Annotated in this window: 18 protein-coding genes; 10 read left to right on the forward strand and 8 right to left on the reverse strand. The window is 68.2% G+C overall.

Annotation, left to right across the window (positions count from 1 at the left end; genetic code table 11):
• Positions 1-57 precede the first annotated feature (57 nt).
• The 4 genes from VPH46_RS04470 (at position 58) to VPH46_RS04485 (ending at position 6,660) form a co-directional block, all read left to right on the forward strand.
• Positions 58-3,261, forward strand: a complete 3,204-nt coding sequence (locus tag VPH46_RS04470) for a TonB-dependent receptor (protein WP_416609293.1) — start codon at positions 58-60, stop codon at positions 3,259-3,261.
• Between the two features lie 134 nt (positions 3,262-3,395).
• The gene (locus VPH46_RS04475) at positions 3,396-4,118 is read left to right on the forward strand and encodes a SapC family protein (protein ID WP_416609238.1); all 723 of its coding nucleotides are present in this window, start codon (positions 3,396-3,398) and stop codon (positions 4,116-4,118) included.
• Positions 4,119-4,147: 29 nt separating this feature from the next.
• Entirely contained in the window at positions 4,148-5,149 is a 1,002-nt protein-coding gene (locus VPH46_RS04480) for a cupin-like domain-containing protein (protein ID WP_416609295.1), read from the forward strand.
• Between the two features lie 5 nt (positions 5,150-5,154).
• Positions 5,155-6,660: a tryptophan halogenase family protein gene (locus tag VPH46_RS04485; RefSeq protein WP_416609240.1), complete on the forward strand. Its 1,506-nt coding sequence runs from the start codon at positions 5,155-5,157 to the stop codon at positions 6,658-6,660.
• A 28-nt stretch (positions 6,661-6,688) separates the two neighbouring features.
• On the opposite strand, the gene VPH46_RS04490 is transcribed toward VPH46_RS04485, so the two are convergent.
• Entirely contained in the window at positions 6,689-7,609 is a 921-nt protein-coding gene (locus VPH46_RS04490) for a pirin family protein (protein ID WP_416609242.1), read from the reverse strand.
• A 169-nt stretch (positions 7,610-7,778) separates the two neighbouring features.
• Here VPH46_RS04490 and VPH46_RS04495 point away from each other — a divergent pair, with 169 nt between their 5' ends.
• Positions 7,779-8,276, forward strand: coding sequence for a hypothetical protein (locus VPH46_RS04495; protein WP_416609244.1), 498 nt, complete (start codon positions 7,779-7,781; stop codon positions 8,274-8,276).
• A 31-nt stretch (positions 8,277-8,307) separates the two neighbouring features.
• Here VPH46_RS04495 and VPH46_RS04500 read toward each other — a convergent pair whose 3' ends face one another.
• The 6 genes from VPH46_RS04500 to phhA are packed head-to-tail and all read right to left on the reverse strand — an operon-like array spanning position 8,308 to position 13,948.
• Entirely contained in the window at positions 8,308-8,670 is a 363-nt protein-coding gene (locus VPH46_RS04500; protein WP_416609246.1) for a Rieske (2Fe-2S) protein, read from the reverse strand.
• A complete protein-coding gene (gene maiA / locus VPH46_RS04505; RefSeq protein ID WP_416609248.1) occupies positions 8,667-9,341 on the reverse strand; it encodes a maleylacetoacetate isomerase in 675 nt (224 codons plus the stop codon). Before maiA ends, VPH46_RS04500 begins: the two co-directional genes overlap by 4 nt.
• Entirely contained in the window at positions 9,305-10,615 is a 1,311-nt protein-coding gene (gene fahA, locus VPH46_RS04510) for a fumarylacetoacetase (RefSeq protein WP_416609250.1), read from the reverse strand. The genes maiA and fahA overlap by 37 nt, the downstream gene beginning before the upstream one ends.
• Positions 10,612-11,931: a homogentisate 1,2-dioxygenase gene (hmgA, locus tag VPH46_RS04515; protein WP_416609252.1), complete on the reverse strand. Its 1,320-nt coding sequence runs from the start codon at positions 11,929-11,931 to the stop codon at positions 10,612-10,614. Before hmgA ends, fahA begins: the two co-directional genes overlap by 4 nt.
• A 33-nt stretch (positions 11,932-11,964) precedes the next feature.
• A complete protein-coding gene (gene hppD / locus VPH46_RS04520; protein ID WP_416609254.1) occupies positions 11,965-13,026 on the reverse strand; it encodes a 4-hydroxyphenylpyruvate dioxygenase in 1,062 nt (353 codons plus the stop codon).
• Positions 13,027-13,084: 58 nt separating this feature from the next.
• A complete protein-coding gene (phhA, locus tag VPH46_RS04525) occupies positions 13,085-13,948 on the reverse strand; it encodes a phenylalanine 4-monooxygenase (RefSeq protein ID WP_416609256.1) in 864 nt (287 codons plus the stop codon).
• Between the two features lie 94 nt (positions 13,949-14,042).
• Here phhA and VPH46_RS04530 point away from each other — a divergent pair, with 94 nt between their 5' ends.
• Positions 14,043-14,513 carry an Lrp/AsnC family transcriptional regulator gene (locus VPH46_RS04530; protein WP_416609258.1) on the forward strand — a complete coding sequence of 157 codons (471 nt, stop codon included), beginning with the start codon at positions 14,043-14,045 and terminating at the stop codon, positions 14,511-14,513.
• A gap of 84 nt (positions 14,514-14,597) precedes the next feature.
• On the opposite strand, the gene VPH46_RS04535 is transcribed toward VPH46_RS04530, so the two are convergent.
• On the reverse strand, positions 14,598-15,062 hold the full coding sequence (locus VPH46_RS04535; RefSeq protein ID WP_416609260.1) for an Lrp/AsnC family transcriptional regulator: 465 nt from the start codon (positions 15,060-15,062) through the stop codon (positions 14,598-14,600).
• Positions 15,063-15,188: 126 nt separating this feature from the next.
• Between VPH46_RS04535 and VPH46_RS04540 the strand changes: the two genes are divergently transcribed.
• The 4 genes from VPH46_RS04540 to VPH46_RS04555 form a co-directional block, all read left to right on the forward strand.
• Complete coding sequence (locus VPH46_RS04540; RefSeq protein ID WP_416609262.1) at positions 15,189-16,247, forward strand: Glu/Leu/Phe/Val family dehydrogenase; 1,059 nt, start codon at positions 15,189-15,191, stop codon at positions 16,245-16,247.
• 12 nt (positions 16,248-16,259) lie between these two features.
• The gene (locus tag VPH46_RS04545) at positions 16,260-16,493 is read left to right on the forward strand and encodes a hypothetical protein (protein ID WP_416609264.1); all 234 of its coding nucleotides are present in this window, start codon (positions 16,260-16,262) and stop codon (positions 16,491-16,493) included.
• 99 nt (positions 16,494-16,592) lie between these two features.
• Positions 16,593-17,984: a DUF4139 domain-containing protein gene (locus VPH46_RS04550; protein WP_416609266.1), complete on the forward strand. Its 1,392-nt coding sequence runs from the start codon at positions 16,593-16,595 to the stop codon at positions 17,982-17,984.
• On the forward strand, positions 17,984-19,012 hold a 1,029-nt coding region (locus VPH46_RS04555; RefSeq protein WP_416609268.1), incomplete at its 3' end, for a DUF4139 domain-containing protein. The genes VPH46_RS04550 and VPH46_RS04555, both read left to right, overlap by 1 nt.

The raw sequence follows: 19,012 nt of genomic DNA on the forward strand, positions 1-19,012 counted from the left end.
GGCGTACGACCGGGAAAGCATACGCGGTCAGCGACCGCGACTAGGGAGGGGATGATGATGAAGGCCAAGGGTCTTGCGTCGGCGCTCGCGCGCTCGGCTTCCGGTATGGCGCTCGCCACGTGTCTGACGGTTTCGGGGGCTGCCTTTGCGCAGACGCAAAGCGGCGCGGAAGCGACCAATGCGCAGCCGACCACGGCTCCGGGCACGACGGCAGATCCGGCGGGTGATGCCGGCCAGCTGACGTCGCCGCAGGCGGCGCCCACGTCGGAGGCCGCGTCGGCCGATCAGGACGCGACTGGCAGCGACATCGTCGTCACCGGCATCCGCGCCAGCCTTGAGCGCTCCATCGCCATCAAGCGCAACTCGACCGGCATCGTCGATGCGATCTCGGCCGAGGACATCGGCAAGTTCCCGGACACCAACCTCGCCGAGTCGCTTCAGCGCATCACCGGCGTGTCGATCAACCGCACCAACGGCGAAGGCTCGCAGGTCACGGTGCGCGGCTTCGGGCCGAGCTACAATCTGGTGACCCTGAACGGGCGCCAGCTCGCCACCGCCAACGTGCAGGTGGTCGGCGGCGACCAGAATTCGGACAGCGCGCAAGGGTCGAGCCGCTCGTTCGACTTCTCCAACCTCGCCTCCGAAGGCGTACGGACGCTGGAGGTCTACAAGACCGGCCGCGCCTCGATCCCGACCGGCGGCATCGGCGCGACCATCAATATCGTCACCCGCCGGCCTCTCGACGGCGAGGGTGGTATCACCGGCAGCATCGGCGCCAAGGCGCTCTACGACACCAGCACCCACGGCTGCCTGGATTGCGGATCCAAGGTGACGCCCGAACTGTCCGGCGTGGTCAGCTGGGCCGATCCGACCAACCGCTTCGGCGTGTCGCTGTTCGGCAGCTACCAGAAGCGCAACTTCACCTCGATCAGCGCGACGTCCAACGACTGGAACATCATCCCCTACAGCACCTTCCTGAGCGGCGGGTTCGTCAAGGCGGACGGCAGCACCGAGATCACCGGCGCACCTTCCGATCCGGACCAGCTGGTGGGCGTTCCGAACGACAGCCGCTACCATTATGCCGAGGGCAGCCGCGAGCGCATCAACGGCCAGGCGGTGTTCCAGTTCAGGCCGGTCGAGACGCTGACGCTGACCGCGGACGCCCTGTTCGCGCAGAACACCCAGGAGGAAGTCCGGTCCGACCTTTCGAACTGGTTCAGCCGGCCGTTCGATGAGGTGCAGTTCGACGGCAACCCGACCGTTGCGACCGCCACCTACCTCCACGAGACCATCAACGGCGCCAAGGACGTAGGCTTCGAGGCGCAGAACCGCGGCCAGAAGAGCCGGATTCAGGATTATGGCCTGAACGGCAAGTGGGACATCGCCGACAACTTCTCGCTCAACCTCGACGGCCATTACAGCAAGGCGTGGAGCCGCCCCAACAATCCCAACGGCAACAGCTCGACCCTGGTGGGCATCGGCGCCAACGTCGTGACGGAACATTCGGTCGACTATAGCGGCGACATTCCCAAGCAGGACGTCACCTTGAACGGCCCGCTCACCCTCGCCGAGGTCGGGTCGCAGATGGGGCGCACCTATGCGTCGTCCCAGTCCCAGACGGTGAAGGAGGTACGTGCCGACTTCGGCTGGGACCTGGGTGAAGGCAGCCGAGTCGACTTCGGCGGCAACTATCGCGACACGCGCATGCGGCAGACCCGCGTGGCCACCCAGCAGACGCTCGGCGACTGGGGCATCACCAGCCCCGGCGATATCGAGCGGCTGGCGCCGGGCGCACTCCAGACCTTCTGCCTGGTCTGCAAGTTCAACGCCTTCGATCCGGGCAGCGATCCCGACTCGCAGACGGCCTTCCGCGGGGATGCGGCCAACATCTATTCGATCCTCTCGCCCTATTACGCCGGGCAGGGCAATGCGATCGGCACGACCAGCAACGAGGACAATCGCGTCCGCGAGAAGATCTGGTCGCTCTATGCGCAGGTCACCTGGAAGGGCGACATCGGCAACAGCCCGGCGACGCTGGTCGGCGGTCTGCGCTATGAGCACACCGATTCGGAATCGACCTCGCTGGTCGCGGTGCCGGCGGCCATCAACTGGGTGTCGGATAACGATTTCACCGTCGTGATCTCGAACGAGAACAGCTTCCTGACGGACGGCGGCTCCTACGACAATTTCCTGCCTTCGATCGATTTCCAGGTCGAGCTGCGTCCCGACGTGATCGGCCGCGTGTCGTACAGCAAGACGATCGCCCGGCCGGAATATGGCAGCCTGTTCACGTCTACCAGCGTCGGCGGACCGCCGCGCCCGATCGCCAACGGCGGCGTCGCGACCGGCTCCACCGGCAATGCCCGGCTGATCCCGCTCGAATCCGACAATTTCGATGCGTCGATCGAATGGTATTACAAGCCGGACAGCTATGTTTCGCTGGGTGTCTTCGACAAGCGCGTGCGCAACTTCATCGGTAACGGGCAGTTCACCTCGGAACTGTTCGGCCTGCGTGACCCGAGCTCGGGCGCGGAAGGCACCCGGTCCGGCCAGGCACGGGCGGCGCTGCAGTCGCTGGGTGCCGACCAGAGCGACGTGAACCTGTTTGCGCTGACGGCGCTGATCGACCAGACCGGCTCGGTCGCCGCTGCCACGGCCGCGTTCCAGGCGAACTACAACACCACGACCGGCTCGCTGAACGACGACTTCGTCAAGCAGATCAACAGCGCGCGCGACGTCGTGGCGAACGGCACCGACGTGCTCTATCAGTTCCAGGTGACCCAGCCGGTCAACAACCGCGATGCGGAGATCTACGGCCTCGAAATCGCGGGGCAGCATTTCTTCGGATCGACCGGCTTCGGCATCGGCGCCGCCTACACGCTGGTGCGTGGCGACGTCGGGTTCAACATCGGTGCCAGCCCGTCGCAGGACCAGTTCGCATTGCTCGGCCTTTCCGACACGTTCAATGCGACGCTGATCTACGACAAGAACGGCCTGTCGGCCCGGGTGGCGTACAACTGGCGCGACAAGTTCCTGTCGGGCATCAACCGCCAGGGCTCGCGCAACCCGGAGTTCACCGAGCCGTTCGGGCAGCTCGATCTCAACATCAGCTATGACATCACGCCCAACTTCGCGGTCTCGTTCGAGGGCATCAACCTGACCGAGGAGTCGCTGCGGACCTATGCCCGCAGCAAGAGCCAACTCTGGTTCGCGCAGGAACTCCAGCGCCGGTTCCTGCTGGGGGGCCGCTTCCGCTTCTAAGCGCGGAGCTTGAAGAAGGTGGGGCCGCCTGCAGAGGCGGCCCCATCGTCGTTGGGCGGATTGCACTCGAGCACCGGCGCCCGCATGATGCCGCGGCTGCGGCGCGAACGCTTGCAAGCCGCAAAGGGCGCAACGTGACGAACATCGTCCTCCTCAACAATGTCGACCACGCGGATCTCACGGTCGCGATCGGCCACGGTCCCGAATTCGGCGACGCGGTGAACCAGACGCTGGTCTTCCCGACCGAATGGGAAGAGGCGCAGCGCGAATACCCGATCCTGTTTCGTCGCGGGGGCGACGGGCGGTTCCAGTCGGTGGTGCTGCTCGGGTTCGAGCGCGACGAGAACCTGTTCCTCGGTGACGGCGTCTGGGACGGTCGCTACGTGCCGGCCCTGCACCAGCGCGGGCCTTTTTCCATCGGGCTCCAGGCTTCGGAAGATGGCGCGGAGGCGGAACCGATGATCCACGTCGACCTCGACCATCCCCGGATCGGCGGCGCGCAGGCACAGGCGGTTTTCCTGCCCCACGGCGGCAACTCTCCCTATCTGGACGCCATGTCTGGTGTGCTGAGGCGGATCCACGCCGGAGTCCTGATCGCCAACCCGATGTTCGAGGCGTTCGAGGCGCATGACCTGATCCAGCCGATCGCCCTGGAAGTGACGCTGAGCGAGACCAAGCGCTATACGCTCGACGGTTTCCTCACGATCGATGCGGAGCGTCTGGGCGCCCTGGAGGGACCGGCGCTGCATAGCCTGCATCAACGCGGCTTCCTGCAGGCGGCGTTCTGGGCAGTGTCCTCGCTTGCGAATGTCGCCCGGCTGATCGATCGCAAGAGCCGTCGGTCGCCCCTGCCGTGACTGCCCTGGGCGCCCTGTCCCCGGTCCGCGTGATCGAAGGACCGCATGGGGACGTGAACTACCAGGCGCTGGTGGATGCGGGGGAGCCGGTCGTGCTCAAGGGTGCCGCTCAGCATCTGCCGCTGGTCGCCGCGGGACGTGAGGGCGCCGAGGCGGCGATGGCCTATCTCCTGCGCTTCGATGCGGGCCGCGGCGTGGTCGGCTTCGTCGGCGATCCTGCCATCGGCGGCCGCTTCTTCTACAACGAAGACCTGAGCGCGATGAACTTCGCGGGCGGACGCGCACCTCTGGCCCACTATCTGGAGCGGATCCGCGGCGGCATGGGACAGCCGGACGCGCCCTCCATCTATGTCGGCTCGACAGACCTGAACATCTACCTTCCCGGGTTCCGTGAAGAGAATCCCGTGGTGCCCGATGGTGCGCTGCCGGGCGCACAAGCGCCGCTTGCGAGCATCTGGATCGGGAACCGGACCACGGCCGCGGCGCACTGGGACATGTCGAACAACGTCGCTTGTCCCTTGGTCGGCCGACGGCGCTTCACCCTGTTCCCGCCGGACCAGGTCGCGAACCTCTATCCGGGGCCGCTGGAGCCGACCCCGGGTGGGCAGGTCGTCAGCATGGTGGATTTCCGCGCACCCGATCACGCCCGCTACCCGGGATTCCGGCAGGCGCTGGCGACGGCGCAGGTGGCGGAGCTCGAACCGGGGGACGTGCTCGTCTACCCGGCGCTGTGGTGGCACCAGGTGGAGGCGCTCGACCCCTTCAACGTCATGGTGAACTATTGGTGGAACGAGGCACCCGCGTTCGCCGATACGCCCATGACGACGCTGCTGCATGCGCTGCTCAGCCTGCGCGACCGGCCGGAGCACGAGAAGCAGAGCTGGCGCGCCTTGTTCGACTATTATGTCTTCGGCCCCGCAGATCGCGCAGGGGAGCATCTGCCCCCGCACGCGCGCGGCCCGCTCGCTCCTCTCGATGACCGCGCCGCGCGGCGGCTGCGCGCGCAAGTGATGCAGCGTCTGAACAGGTGAACACCATGACCCCGACCGATGTCCCGCAGCGCCGCCGAGTGGTGATCGCAGGCGGGGGCACCTCCGGCTGGCTCGCCGCAGCGGCGCTTGCCCAGCAACTGGGGGCGTTGCTCGACATCACCCTGGTCGAATCCGAGGAGATCGGGACGATCGGCGTAGGTGAGTCGACCATTCCCACCGCGCGGGCCTTTCACCGGTTGATCGGATTGGACGAGCAGCGGTTCATGTCGGAGACCGGTGCCACCTTCAAGCTCGGCATCGCGTTCGAGAACTGGGCGCAGAAGGGCGATCGCTACATCCACGCGTTCGGCGAGACCGGTCAGTCGACCTGGATGGGCGCATTCCACCATTTCTGGCTGCAGGCGCGCGACGAGGGCTTCGGCGGCGATTTCGGCGACTATTGCCTGGAGCTCCAGGCGGCGGATGCGGGGCGGTTCGCGATCGGCGCCAAGCTGCCGGAACTCAGCTACGCCTATCATCTCGACGCGGGGCGCTACGCGCGCCACCTGCGCGGCATCGCTGAGCAGACCGGCGTCCGCCGTGTCGAAGGGATGATCGAGCGGGTGGAGCAACAGGGTGACGGCGGGGATATCACTGCCCTGGTGCTGCGTTCGGGTCAGCGGATCGAAGGCGACCTGTTCCTGGACTGCACCGGCTTCCGCGCGCTGCTGATCGGGCAGGCGCTGGGCTCGCCGTTCGAGGATTGGGGGCACTGGCTGCCCACCGATCGCGCGGTCGCGGTGCAGACGCGCGCCGTCGAGCCTGCGCGGCCCTATACCCGTGCCATCGCCCATGGCGCTGGGTGGCGGTGGCGCATCCCGCTCCAGCATCGCGTCGGCAACGGCTTCGTCTACGACGGCCGCCACCTCTCCGACGATGAAGCGCGCGCGCAACTGCTCCGGGAGGTCGAGGGCGAGATCGTCGCCGAGCCGCGGCTGATCCGCTTCCGTGCCGGGCGGCGGGCCGAGGCATGGCGAGGCAATTGCGTCGCACTCGGGCTCGCCGCGGGCTTCGTCGAACCGCTCGAATCCACCGCGATCCACCTGGTCATGATCGCGATCACCCGGCTGCTCCAGCTCTTCCCCTTCGCGGGCGACTGCGCTGCGGCGGCGCGGCGCTTCAACGCGCAGGCGGCGGCGGAGCTGGACGGCATCCGGGACTTCATCATCCTCCACTATGTCCTCACCGAACGGGAGGACACGCCGTTCTGGCGCGGCATGCGGGCGATGGAGATTCCGGAGTCGCTGCGCGATCGGATCGCGCTGTTCCGCGATGGCGGCATCGCCTACCAGGATGGCGCCGACCTGTTCCGCGTCGATTCCTGGGCCCAGGTGATGATCGGCCAGCGGCTGCTGCCGCACCAGCATCATCGCATGGCCGAGATCATGGGTGCGGCTCGCTTGCGCCAGGTGCTGGCGGACATGAGGGCGCGGGTGGCCCAGCAGGTCTCGCTGCTGCCCACGCACGCCGCCTTCCTGCGGGACTATTGCCCGGCCGAAGACGCGGCGTAGTCCTAGGTGCGCGGCCTGACCGCTACCATCATGGGTAGCGCACCGGGGCCGGCGTCTCCGGGAGCGGGATGAACTCGTCCTCGTCGGGCACTGGCGCGAACCGCTGCGCCTTCCAATCGGCCTTGGCCTGCTCGATCCGCTCCTCGCGCGAGGAAACGAAGTTCCAGAAGATGTAGCGGCGTTCGGGGAAGGGCTCGCCACCGATCAGCATCAGGCGCGCACCCTGGGGTGCCTGCACGATGATCTCCGCGCCGGGCTTGAACAGGACGAGCTCGCCGGTGGCGAAGGTGCCGGTCTGTCCCACGACCGCGACGCTTCCTTCGACGACATAGATCGCGCGCTCGATATGCTCGGCCTTCACCTGATAGCGTGCGCCGGGCGCCAGCTGGATGTCGGCGTAGACCAGGTCGGAGAAGGTCTTCACCGGAGACGCCATGCCGTCCGACGTGCCGGCGATCAGCGTCAGGCGGGTGCCGTCAGCTTCGGCGACGGGGATCTCCTGCGCCTTGTAGTGCGCGAAGTCCGGAGCGGCCTCTTCCACATGGGTCGGCAGCGCCAGCCAGGTCTGGAGACCGAACAGGCTGCTCTCGGCCGCGCGCTGCTCCGGTCCGGTACGCTCCGAATGCACGATGCCGGAGCCTGCCGTCATCCAGTTGACCTCGCCCGGCCGGATCGGCTGCACCGAGCCCACGCTGTCGCGGTGCAGGATCTCCCCGTCCAGTAGATAGGTGACGGTCGCGAGCCCGATGTGCGGGTGCGGGCGTACGTCGAGGCCTTCGCCGCCGCGAAACGCCGCCGGCCCCATCTGGTCGAAGAAGATGAAGGGGCCGACCATGCGGCGATGCGCCGACGGCAGCGCGCGACGCACGGTGAAGCCATCTCCCAGATCGCGCACTGGCGGCAGGATGATCTGTTCGACGCCCTCGACGTCGCTGCTTCGGATGGTCATTGGCACACTCCGGGAATCAGGTCGGGGGAAGCTCCGCAGGCACTAGATCAGGCGGCGTGCCCCAGGACAATGTCGCTCGTGACTCGCGCGCGCGCCAGATCACCTCGCTGCGTGGACAGGAAGCGACGGAGCGCTCTAAGGCCGTGTTGAACTTCGATCAGGAGGGGTGATGGTCCCCAAGCACAAGATCACGCTTGCGGTAGCGGCGCTATGGATGGTGGGATCGTCGCCGGCGCAGGCATCGCCGGCGGCGAGCGCCCTTCCGCAACAGGAACGCGCAAGCGGCGGGCTGAGGCTCGACCTCCCCACGATGGAAGAGGCGCAGCGCGCCGATGCCTCCCGCTCTGGCGAGACGGAAACGGGGACGGCCGAGGATGCGGAAGCGCGCGCGGCTGCGGAGGCCGAGGCGGCGCGCGTGCGCGAAGCCAATGCCGCGCAGCGCGTCCTGGCCGAGGCCGACTCGCAGCGGATTGCCGCGGACCGGCAGGCGCAGGAGGAACGGCTGGCGCAGTATCGCGAGCAACAGCGCCTCCATGACGAGGCGCTCACCAACTATGCGGATCAGGTTGCCGCGGCCGAGGCCGCTCGCCGGCGCTGGCAGGCCGATGTCGCCGCCTGCAAGGCGGGTGACCACGCCCGTTGTGGGGTGCCGGTTACCTCGCGCTAGCCGGACGTCCGCCGGTCTGGCTGGCTTCCGGTCAGCAGGTGACGATCCGCCCGTCACGCACCGCGACTGGCCAGGAGGTGAGGCGCTGCCCGGCGCACGGGCCGCCGACGCAGGCGCCCGTCTCTGGCTCGAACAGCGCGCCGTGCCAGCTGCAGCTGATGAAGCGGCCATCGGGGGTCAGGTAGGCGTCCAGCGTCTGGGCGAGCGGAAGCCCTGCGTGCGGGCAGCGATCGACGTAGCCGCGGACCTGGTCGCCGACCCGCACCAGGAAGCCGTGAAAGCGGCCGGTCCGGGTCTCGATCACGATGTTGCGGGCCGTGCCCTCCGCAAGGAGGTCCAGGGCGCAGAGGGCAATGCCGGCCGGAGTGGCGGAAAGGCGCGCAAGATCGCTCATGCGGGGTCGGCATCCGGCTGGCGATCGGGACGGGCTTCGGCGACCGGCTCGAGCGCTAGGGCTGCTGCTGTGCAGTCGCGGATCCTGGGAAAGGGGGAGAGATCGACGCCGAAGCGCTCCGCCGAATAGACCTGGGGTACGAGGCAGCAGTCGGCGAGCGTGGGCGTGTCGCCAAAGGCGTACCGGCCACCGTGCCGTGCCACCAGCGTCTCCAGCGCGCCGAACCCTTCCGTGATCCAGCGCCCGATCCAGGCGGAGACCTGCGCTTCGTCGGCGCCCAAGTCGCTGCGGAGGGTGGTCAGAACCCGCAGGTTGTTGAGCGGGTGGATGTCGCAGGCGATCAGCCCTGCCATGGCGCGCACGGTTGCGCGCCCTCGCGCGGACGCGGGGAGCAGGGCAGGCGTCGGGTGCGTCTCCTCCAGCCATTCGAGGATGGCGAGGCTTTGGGTGACGACGCCCTGGTTGGTCTCCAGGGCGGGGACCAGTCCCTGCGGGTTGAGCATGGTATAGCTCTGGTGGCGCTGGGCGCCGGTGCGCAGGTCATGGGGCACCTGGTGGTAGGCGAGGCCCTTCAGATTGAGCGCGATGCGGACACGATAGGCGGCGCTCGACCGCCAGTAGCCGTGCAGGCGGATCACGCGGCGATCGCGGGCATCACGATGCCGGTGCACGGACCGAAGCCGATCGCGCGATAGCCCGGCGCCTCGGCACGTCCGACGAGCGTGAGTTCGTCGCCGTCCTCCAGGAAGCTGCGGACCTCCCCCGTCGGCAGGGTAATCGGCTCCGCACCGGCGCGGGTGAGTTCGAGCAGGCTGCCGAAGCCCTCGCGGGTCGGCGCGGAGATGGTGCCGGTGCCGAGCAGGTCGCCCGGGCGAAGATCGCAGCCGTTGGAGGCATGGTGCGCGACCATCTGGGCGATCGTCCAGTACATGTGGGTGGCGGCACTGCGGCTCAGGCGGAACGGCGCCACGCCCCCCGCGCGCATCGCGGGGGTGGTCAGGGTGACTTCGAGCGTGATGGCGAGCGCCCCCTCCGCCTGATCCGTGGCGTCGAGCAAATAGGAGAGGGGAGCGGGATCGCCCGCTGGCCGCGCGGGCTGGCCCGTGCGGAAGGGAGCGAGCGCCTCGGCGGTGACGATCCAGGGCGATACCGTTGTCAGGAAGTTCTTGGCGAGGAAGGGCCCGAGCGGCTGATACTCCCAGGCCTGGATGTCGCGTGCCGACCAGTCGTTGAGCAGCGACAAGCCCGCGACATGTTCCGCGGCGCTTCCGATCGGGATGGTTTCGCCGAGCGCGTTGCCGGTGCCGATCCAGACGCCCATCTCCAGCTCGAAGTCGAGCCGGCGGGTGGGTGCGCGCACGGGCACCTCGGCGTCCGGCGCCTTGAGCTGGCCACACGGGCGCACCAGCGGCGTGCCGGACACGCGCACCGACGAGGCGCGGCCGTGATAGCCGATCGGCACGTATTTGTAATTGGGCAGCAGCGGATTGTCGGGGCGGAATACCTTGCCGACGTTGGTCGCGTGATGGATGCCGACGTAGAAGTCGGTGTAGTCGCCCACTGCCGCCGGAAGGTGCAGCGTGCATGCCGCGGCTTGGTACAGGCAGCGCGAGACGGCGTCCTGCTGCGCCGGGTCGCTGAGCAGCGCCGACACCGCCCGGCGGAGTGCGCGCCGGGGCGCCGCGCCGAACGCCAGCAACGGATTCAGCGTCGGGCCGGAGGCGGCGACGGCAGCCTGTTGCGCTTCGCCCTCCAGCAGCCCGCTCTCCGCGAGTGCGGCGAGATCGAGGATCCGGTCGCCGATGGCGATGCCGCCGCGCGGCGCCCCGCCGGTCGAGAAGATGCCGAGGGGCAGGTTCTGGATCGGGAACTCGGGGTGGTCATCCGCGCCGGGCACCCAGCTCGTCCGGGCGGGGTCGTGGGTCTCGTCGATGGTCCAGCTCAACGCGGCAACTCCGCCTTGGCGAAACCGGACCAGACCTCATCATAGTCGAGCTGCATCGTCGGGGTCTCGGTGGCCCAGCGGGTCGGCGCGACCACGTGGCGGGTCTCGAACATGAAGGCCATGGTGTCCTCAATACGGTGGGGCGCGAGCTCGGCGGCGACTGCCTTGTCATAGCTCGCGCGGTCGGGCCCGTGCCCGTTCATCTGGTTGTGCAGGCTGGCGCCCCCGGGCGAGAACCCGCCCTGCTTGGCATCATAGGCGCCGGTCACCAGCCCCATGAACTCGCTCATGACGTTGCGGTGGAACCAGGGCGGGCGGAAGGTCCCTTCGGCCACCATCCAGCGGGGCGGAAAGATCACGAAGTCGCAATTGGCCGTTCCCGGCGTGTCGCTGGGGCTGGTCAGCACGGTGAAGATCGACGGATCGGGATGGTCGAAGCTGACCGTGTTGATCGTGTTGAAGCGGGTCAGGTCATAGCGGCAGGGCGCGAGGTTGCCGTGCCAGGCGACCACGTCGAACGGCGAGTGATCGAGCGTCGTCTCCCACAGGCCGCCCTGGAACTTCTGGACGACGGTGCAGGGCGCATCGACATCCTCGAACGATGCGACCGGCGTCTCGAAATCCCGCGGATTGGCGAGGCCATTGGCGCCGATCGGCCCGAGATCGGGCAGGCGGAACAGCGTGCCATAGTTCTCCAGCACATAGCCGCGCGCCTGCCCGTCCGGCAGCGTGATCCGGAAGCGTATGCCCCGCGGGATCAGCGCCACCTGGAGCGGCGCGATGTCGATCTGGCCCAACTCGGTGGTGATCGACAGCCGACCCTCCTGCGGCACGATCAGCAGCTCGCCGTCGGCCGAGAAGAAGGCGCGCGCCATGTCGGCGGTCGCGGCATAGAGATGGATGCCGACACCGACCTGCGCGTCCGGGCTGCCGTTGCCGCCATAGGTGACGAGGCCGTCGAGCCAGTCGGTCGCGACCTCCGGCCAGGGCGGGGGATCCCAGCGCATGCGGTTGGGCGACGGCTGCACCTCCGCGAACGGACCCGAGCGCAGGCGCGGGGCCGCGGCCGACCGCACGAACGCCGGGTGCTGGGCGGCGGGGCGAAGCCGGTACAGCCAGGAGCGCCGGTTCTCCGCCCGTGGAGCTGTGAAGGCAGTGCCGGACAATTGCTCCGCATAGAGGCCGAAGGGCACGTGCTGCGGACTGTTGCGGCCGATCGGCAGCGCACCCGCAACCGCTTCCGTCGCGACATGATTGCCGAAGCCGGGCACATAGGCGGCGCCCGCATGCGCCCCGGCGGGCGTGTGCATCGTCATGCCGCGTTGCTCCGCAAGCCTGCCGTTCCGGGATCAGGCATCGACCTTGATGACTCCGCGGCGAATCTGGTCGAGCTCGATCGATTCGAACAAGGCCTGGAAGTTGCCGTTGCCGAAGCCCTGGTTGCCCTTGCGCTGAATAATCTCGAAGAAGATCGGCCCGACCATGTTCTCGGTGAAGATCTGGAGCAGGATGCCTTCGTCGTTCTCGACCGAGCCGTCGATCAGGATGCGGTTGCGGCGCAGCCGCTCCAGATCCTCGCCATGGCCGGGCACGCGCTTATCGACCAGCTCGTAATAGGTCTCGATCGTGTCCTGGAGCCGCACGCCACGCGCGCGCAGCTTCTCGACCGTCTCGTAGATGTTCTCGGTGGTGAGGGCGAGGTGCTGGATGCCTTCGCCCTGATACTCGCGGATGAACTCCTCGATCTGGCTGTTCTCGTCCTGGCTCTCGTTGAGGGGGATGCGGATGGCGCCGTCGGGCGCGATCATCGCCTGGCTGAACAGGCCCGTCGCCTTCCCCTTGATATCGAAATACTTCTGCTCCTCGAACCCGAACAGCCGGCCGTAGAAGCTCGACCAGGTCCGCATCTCGCCGCGACGGACATTGTGGGTGAGGTGGTCGAGCAGGTCGAGGCCTACGGAGTTGCGCGCCTCCGCCTCCTGCCAGCCCGGCACTTCCTGCCACCCGGCGTAGAGATCCTCCCCGCTCTTCACCAGGTAGAGGTAGGATCCGCCGATCCCCTCGATCGCACAGGCGTCGGTACCCAGCGTCCCGCGCCCGGCGTCGACCGCCACGGCACCCTCCGCCACGGCATGGTCCCGGGCCGCGCGCGGATCGGCGACTCGGAACGCCATGCCGCTTGCCGAGGGGCCGTGGGCGGCGCGGAACTCGGCGGCCTGACCCTCCGGCTCGGCGTTCAGCAGGAGGTTGATACGTCCCTGCTTGTAGCGGGTGACCTGCTTGGTCGGATGGCGGTGCGTCGGCACGAAGCCCATCTGCTCGAAATGTTGGCCGAGCTGTTCCGGATCGGGCGAGGTGAACTCGCAGAATTCGAAACCATCGAGGCCGAGCGGATTGTTCTGCGTGGTCATGCAAAGCCTTTCGGAGCGTTGGAAGATCGGGAAGGGCGGCATCGCCGCGGAAGGCAGATCATGCGGAGCGCCCTCCTTGCGCGTAGGCCTGGGTACCCCGGGTATAGAGGTGGTCGGATGGCAGGACCGCGTCGGTCGCGATGTCGGCGGCGTCCGCCAGTTCGGCGTAGATCGGGCCGAAATCCGTGTTCAGCGTCTGGTCGAGCAGGTCCTCGAAGCTGTCGATGACGAAGTAGCTCTGCTGATAGTCGTCGATGCGATAGCGGGTCTGCATCACCCGCTTGAGATCGAACCGGATCCGGTTGGGCGAGGGATCGTCGAGCGCGAATTGCGACTCACCGTAGGACGAGACGATCCCGGCGCCATAGAGCTGGAGCGCATCACCCGACCGGACGAGTCCGAACTCGACCGTGTACCAGTATAGCCGGGCCAGCTTCGCGATCATGCCCGCCGCGGCGGCGCGCTGCCCGCCCTGGCCATAGGCCTGCATATAGTCGGCGAAAACCGGCTGGGTGAGCAGCGGGACGTGGCCGAACACGTCGTGAAAGACGTCGGGCTCCTGGAGATAATCGAGCTGGTCAGGGCGCCGGATGAAGTTGCCGGCAACGAACCGACGGTTCGCCAGATGGTCGAAGAAGACGCTGTCGGGAACGAGCCCGGGCACCGCCACGACCTGCCAGCCGGTGGCCTTCATCAGCCGCTCCGACAGTTCTTCGAAGTCGGGAATACCGGGCTTGGAGAGGCGCAGAATGTCCAGGCCCTGCAGAAACAGTGGTGTGACGCGCCCGGGAAGAAGCTGGGCCTGGCGCTCGAACAACCTGTCCCAGGTGGCGTGATCTTCCGGCGTGTAGCATTCCCACCGCTGGGGGATGGTCCAGTCCTTGGCGGCGCCCGCCGGTGGTGTGCCCGGATCCTCGCTCATGCCGACACGATCTCACCCAACGCCGATGATTGCTCATCATTCGGAGCGGCTTTATCGTCGCTGATGAAATGGGTTTGTGAGGATCGGCAGGAACATGAAACAGGATCGCACGATGGATGCGGTCGATCGCCGAATCGTCCGGCTGTTGCAGGAGGATGCGACGCTCAGCCACGCGCAGCTCGCCGAGGAGGTCGGGGCATCCCCGGCTTCCTGCTGGCGGCGGGTGAAGGCGCTGGAGGCGGCCGGTATCCTCGGGCGCACCGTCCGGCTCGTCGACCCGGAAGCCGTGGGCCGCGGCGTCAACGTGATGTGCAACATCCGCATGCGAAGCCACGCGGCCGAGGCGCGGCAGAGCTTCGAGGAGTTCGTCCGGGGCCGGCCGGAGGTGGTGGAGTGCTTCTCCATGTCCGGCGAGTGGGACTATCTGCTCCGGGTCGTCGTGGCGGACGTCGTCGACTACAACCAGTTCCTGATGCAGACGATGCTGGGCCATCCCTCCGTGGCCGGGGGCTCGTCGCACTTCGTGCTGGCGACCACCAAGTACACGACCGCCTTGCCAGTGTGATCGGTTCCGGGGCGCGAGGTTCCGCTCCACTCAAGACGCGGCTGGAGTGCGGCTTCCGCGTTCCGCGTCGCGGGCGGCGAACCATCATACCGGCAGGACGGTCGTCGACTTGATCTCCGACAGGGCGACCGTGGAGACGACCTCCTGGACGCCGGGTACGCGCGACAGCTTGTCGAAGAAGAAGCGTTCATAGGCTTCGATGTCCTCGGCGACGACGCGCATCAGGAAGTCGACCGGGCCCATCAGCACGTAGCATTCCAGCACCTCCGGGAAGGCGCGGATCGCCTCGGCAAACTCGTCCAGGTGCGCGCGGCCATGGGCGTTGAGCTTCACCTGCGCAAAGACATGCGCGTTGAGCCCGATGGCCCGCCGATCGAGCAGCGCCACGCGCTTGCGAATGACGCCATCCCGCTCCAGCCGGTCGATCCGTCGCCAGCACGGCGAGGGGGAGAGACCCACGCGTTCTGCGACTGCAGCGGTGGGCAGGCTCGCGTCCTCCTGAAGGACGCGCAGGATACGACGTTCAGCATCGTCGAGTGCATGGGTCAACCTATTCTCCAAAGCGGTAAACAGCGGTCAGTCTTTGCACGTACAACAAAGGCTGCGGTCAACAAAGATCAGTTCGCCCTGCCTGCGCGAGGTATCACTTCGCTGCATCGCAGATGGAGGCCCGCCATGAATGAATTGCTGCCCCCCGAAGCCGTTGTCCGTCTCGACGACCCGCAGACGGGCTTGCGGGGCTTCATCGTCCTGCATTCCACCGCGCTGGGGCCTGCAGCCGGCGGCTGCCGGTTGTGGCACTATGCCGACGAGGCGGCCGCGAGCGAGGATGCACTCCGGCTCGCCGCGGGCATGACGATGAAGAACGCGTTGGCCGGGTTGCCGCTGGGAGGTGGCAAGGCCGTGCTGATGCTCCCCGAGGCGCCGTTCAGCCGCTCGCAGCTGTTCGAAGCGTTCGGTCGCGCGGTCGCAGCGCTCGATGGGCGCTATGTGACGGCCGAGGATGCCGGCACCAGCGTCGAGGACATGGCGGTTGTCGCAGGGCGGACGGCCCACGTCGCCGGTCTGCCCCGGCAGGGCGAGCGGCCCGGCGGCGATCCTTCCCCCTGGACCGCGCGCGGCGTGTTCCGGGCGATGGAGGTGGCAGTCGCACGGCGACTGGGCAAATCGCTGGCGGAGGTGACGGTGGCGGTGCAGGGCGTCGGCCATGTCGGCATGGCGCTGTGCGAACTGCTCCACGCCGCCGGCGCCCGGCTGGTGATCGCGGAATCGCGATCGGAACTGGCGGCGCGGGCGGCGACCCGTTTCGGAGCGGTCCTGGTGTCCTCCCGCGCGATCTCCGGTGTTCGGGCGGATGTCTTTGCACCCTGTGCGCTGGGCGGTGTGCTGAACGTTGCGACCGCGACCAGCTTGCAGGCGAAGGTCGTGTGCGGTGCTGCCAACAACCAGCTGGCGTCGGCGGAGGTGGGGGAGCTGCTGGCGAAGCGCGGCGTGCTCTATGCACCCGACTATGTCGTCAACGCCGGTGGCATCATCAACGTGGCGGCCGAATATCTCGGCTGGAGCGAAGCGGTGGTGCCGTCCCGCGTCGACGGCGTCGCCACGCGGCTGGGCGAGGTGCTGGACCTGGCGGAGGCGGAGCGGGTTTCTCCCGCGCGTGCGGCCGCATTGCTCGCGCGCGAGGTGATCGTCCAGGGGCGGCAGCCTTGCGACAAGGCGAGGCTCGCGGCCTGAGGGGAAAGGGCGATGCGCGTGACGGTCACCGGCGCCGCCTCCACCTCGTTGCTGCTGCGCGTCGTCAATCTCGTTGCGCTCCACGAACTGCCGTTCGTGACGCTGGCGGCGGCGATGGAGGACGACGGCATGGCGATCCGTCTGGAGCTGGCAGGCGCGGCGCCGCCCGCCGAGGCGAGCCTGGAGAAGCTGCGCGCGCTCGTCGACGTCGCCAGCGTCGACGTGACCGATCAACCCGGATGCTGACGCGCGATCACAAAGGCGCATTGCCTGCGAAGCCGCGGCCGAGCATGTTGCCCGAACAACGGGAGGGGCGACATGCGGGCACTCGGGATATTGCTTTTGATGACGGCGTGGCCGGCAGGCCTGGCGGCGCAGGAGGCCCTGCCGCCGCCCGCCGCCGCTCCTGGTGCGGCAAGCGCGCAGGGCGACCTTTCCGTCACCATCTACAACAACGACGTGGCGCTGGTGCAGGACGTGCGCGTCCTCGATCTCCCGGGCCGGCGCGTGCGGCAGGACTTCCCCGACGTCAGTGCGCAGATCCGGCCGGAGACCGTTTCGCTTTCCGTCGCCGATGCAGCCATCGTGGAGCAGAATTTCGACTATGATCTGCTGAGCCCGTCGAGCCTGATGGAAAAGGCGGTCGGCGAGACGATCACCCTGGTCCGCACCAACCCTGCCACCGGAGTGGAGACGCGCGAGCGGGCGCGCGTGCTGGCGGTGAACGGCGGCGTCGTGCTGGAGATCGGCGGTCGCGTGGAGGTGTTGCGCGACGACGGCCTGCCGGTGCGCGCGTTGTTCGATCGGGTGCCCGAGTCCCTGCGCGCACGGCCCACGCTTTCTGTCACGCTGGCGAGCGAACGTGCGGGCAGCCGCCCGGCGCGACTGTCCTATCTCAGCCGTGGCCTCGGCTGGAGCGCCGACTATGTCGCGCTCTTCGACGACAAGAGCGCCACCGTCGATGTCCAGGGCTGGGTGACGCTGCGCAACACCAGCGGCACGACCTTCAACAATGCGAAGACGCTGCTGGTGGCAGGCGATGTCGGAAGTGCGGAGAATCCGGACGCCTATGCCCCTAGGCCGCGACGCGGGACACAGGTGCGGCCCGGCACGGAATCGGCGGCGCGCGAGCAACTTGGGGACTTCTATCTCTATCCCCTGGCTGCAAGGACGACGATCGCGGACAAGCAGACCAAGCAGGTCAGCTTCCTCGACAGCAAGGGGGTCGCCGCACGCTCCGGCTATCGCTTCGAGAATCCCTGGCTCGGAACCGCGAACGAGCCGCGCAGCGCGCAGAGTATTCTCTACTTCGCCAACTCCGGGGCTGCCGGACTCGGCGATGCGCTGCCGGCAGGAACGGTTCGCGTCTATGTCCGCGATGCACGCGGCCAGCCGCAGTTCACGGGCGAAAACCGGATCGACCATACCCCGCAGGGCTCGACCATCGCGCTGCCCACCGGCGACGCGTTCGACGTGAAGGTGCAGCCGACGACGGTTTCGCGCACGCGCCTGAGTGGGGATCGCTGGCGCACCCAGCTGCGCTATCGCCTCACCAATGCGCGCGCCCGCGCCGTGACGGTGGAGCTGGTTCAGGCTGGACTGGGCTGGGCCGACACCCGCATCCTTGAGGAGAGCCGGCCGAGCGAGCGGCGGGATGCCGGCGCGGCCGTGTGGCAGGTGCCCGTGCCCGCCAATGGGGAGGCGGTGGTCACCGCGACGTTCGACACGCGCTACTGATGCGCGGATCGGCATTTCTGGCGGCGATGGTCGTCGCCCTTGCGCTGCCGCGACCGGCAGCGGCGCAGGAGCGCGTCGTGACGTCGCGCGCGCCCGAGCATGTCGGGCTGACCGTCTATCGCGCGCCCTTCGACCGGGGCGGCATCAACCTGCGCTATCTGGGGGGCTTCGCGCTGGTGACGGAGACGCGGCGGGTGAAGCTGCCGCGCGGGCCGGCGACGCTCCGTTTCGAAGGCGTGGCCGAAGGCATCATCCCCGTGAGCGCGGTGGTGGAGGGGCTTCCGGGAGGTGTCGTGGAGAAAAACCGCGACGCCCGCCTGCTGTCCCCCGCCTCGCTGGTCGACGGCACGCTCGGCCGGCAGGTGACGCTCACCCGCACGAATCGGGCGACCGGGCGGACCGTAAGCGAGGAAGCAACCCTCATCGCCGGGCCGCGTCCGGGCGTCGTGCTCCAGACCGCCGGAGGCATCGAGGCGCTACGCTGCTCCGGGCTTCCGGAGGCGCTCTCCTTCGACGGTACGCCCGCGGGGCTGACGGACAAGCCGGTGCTGAGCGTGGCCGCGGTGTCCCCCGTGGCCCGTACGGTGACGGTCCGGCTGAGTTACCTCGCCTCCGGCTTCGACTGGCGCGCGAGCTATGTCGCCACGGTCGCGGCGGATGGCCGCACGCTCGATCTCTTTGCGTGGCTTACCCTGGCGAACGGCAACCCCGGGGCGCTCGCCGAAGCCGAAGTGAACGCCGTCGCCGGTCGGCTGAACCGGGTGGCCGTGCGCGCGCTCCCCGAAGAAGCGGGAGCCTTGTCGCTGACCTGCTATCCGCTCGGCACCACCACGTCGGACTTACGGAGCGAGGCGTTCGAGCCGGCGGAGGAGATCGTGGTCACGGCCGCGCTGGCCAGAGTATATGCCCCGCTGCCTGTGGCGGCCCCGCCTCCTCCGCCGCCCCCCGGAGAGAGTGTAGTTCTCGGGGGGGGGGGGGGGGTGAGGGGGGGGGGGGGGGGGGGGGGGGGGGGGGGGGGGGGGGGGGGG

It is taken from the genome of Sphingomonas sp. MJ1 (PH-R8), from assembly GCF_048058635.1.
Lineage (GTDB): Bacteria > Pseudomonadota > Alphaproteobacteria > Sphingomonadales > Sphingomonadaceae > Sphingomonas.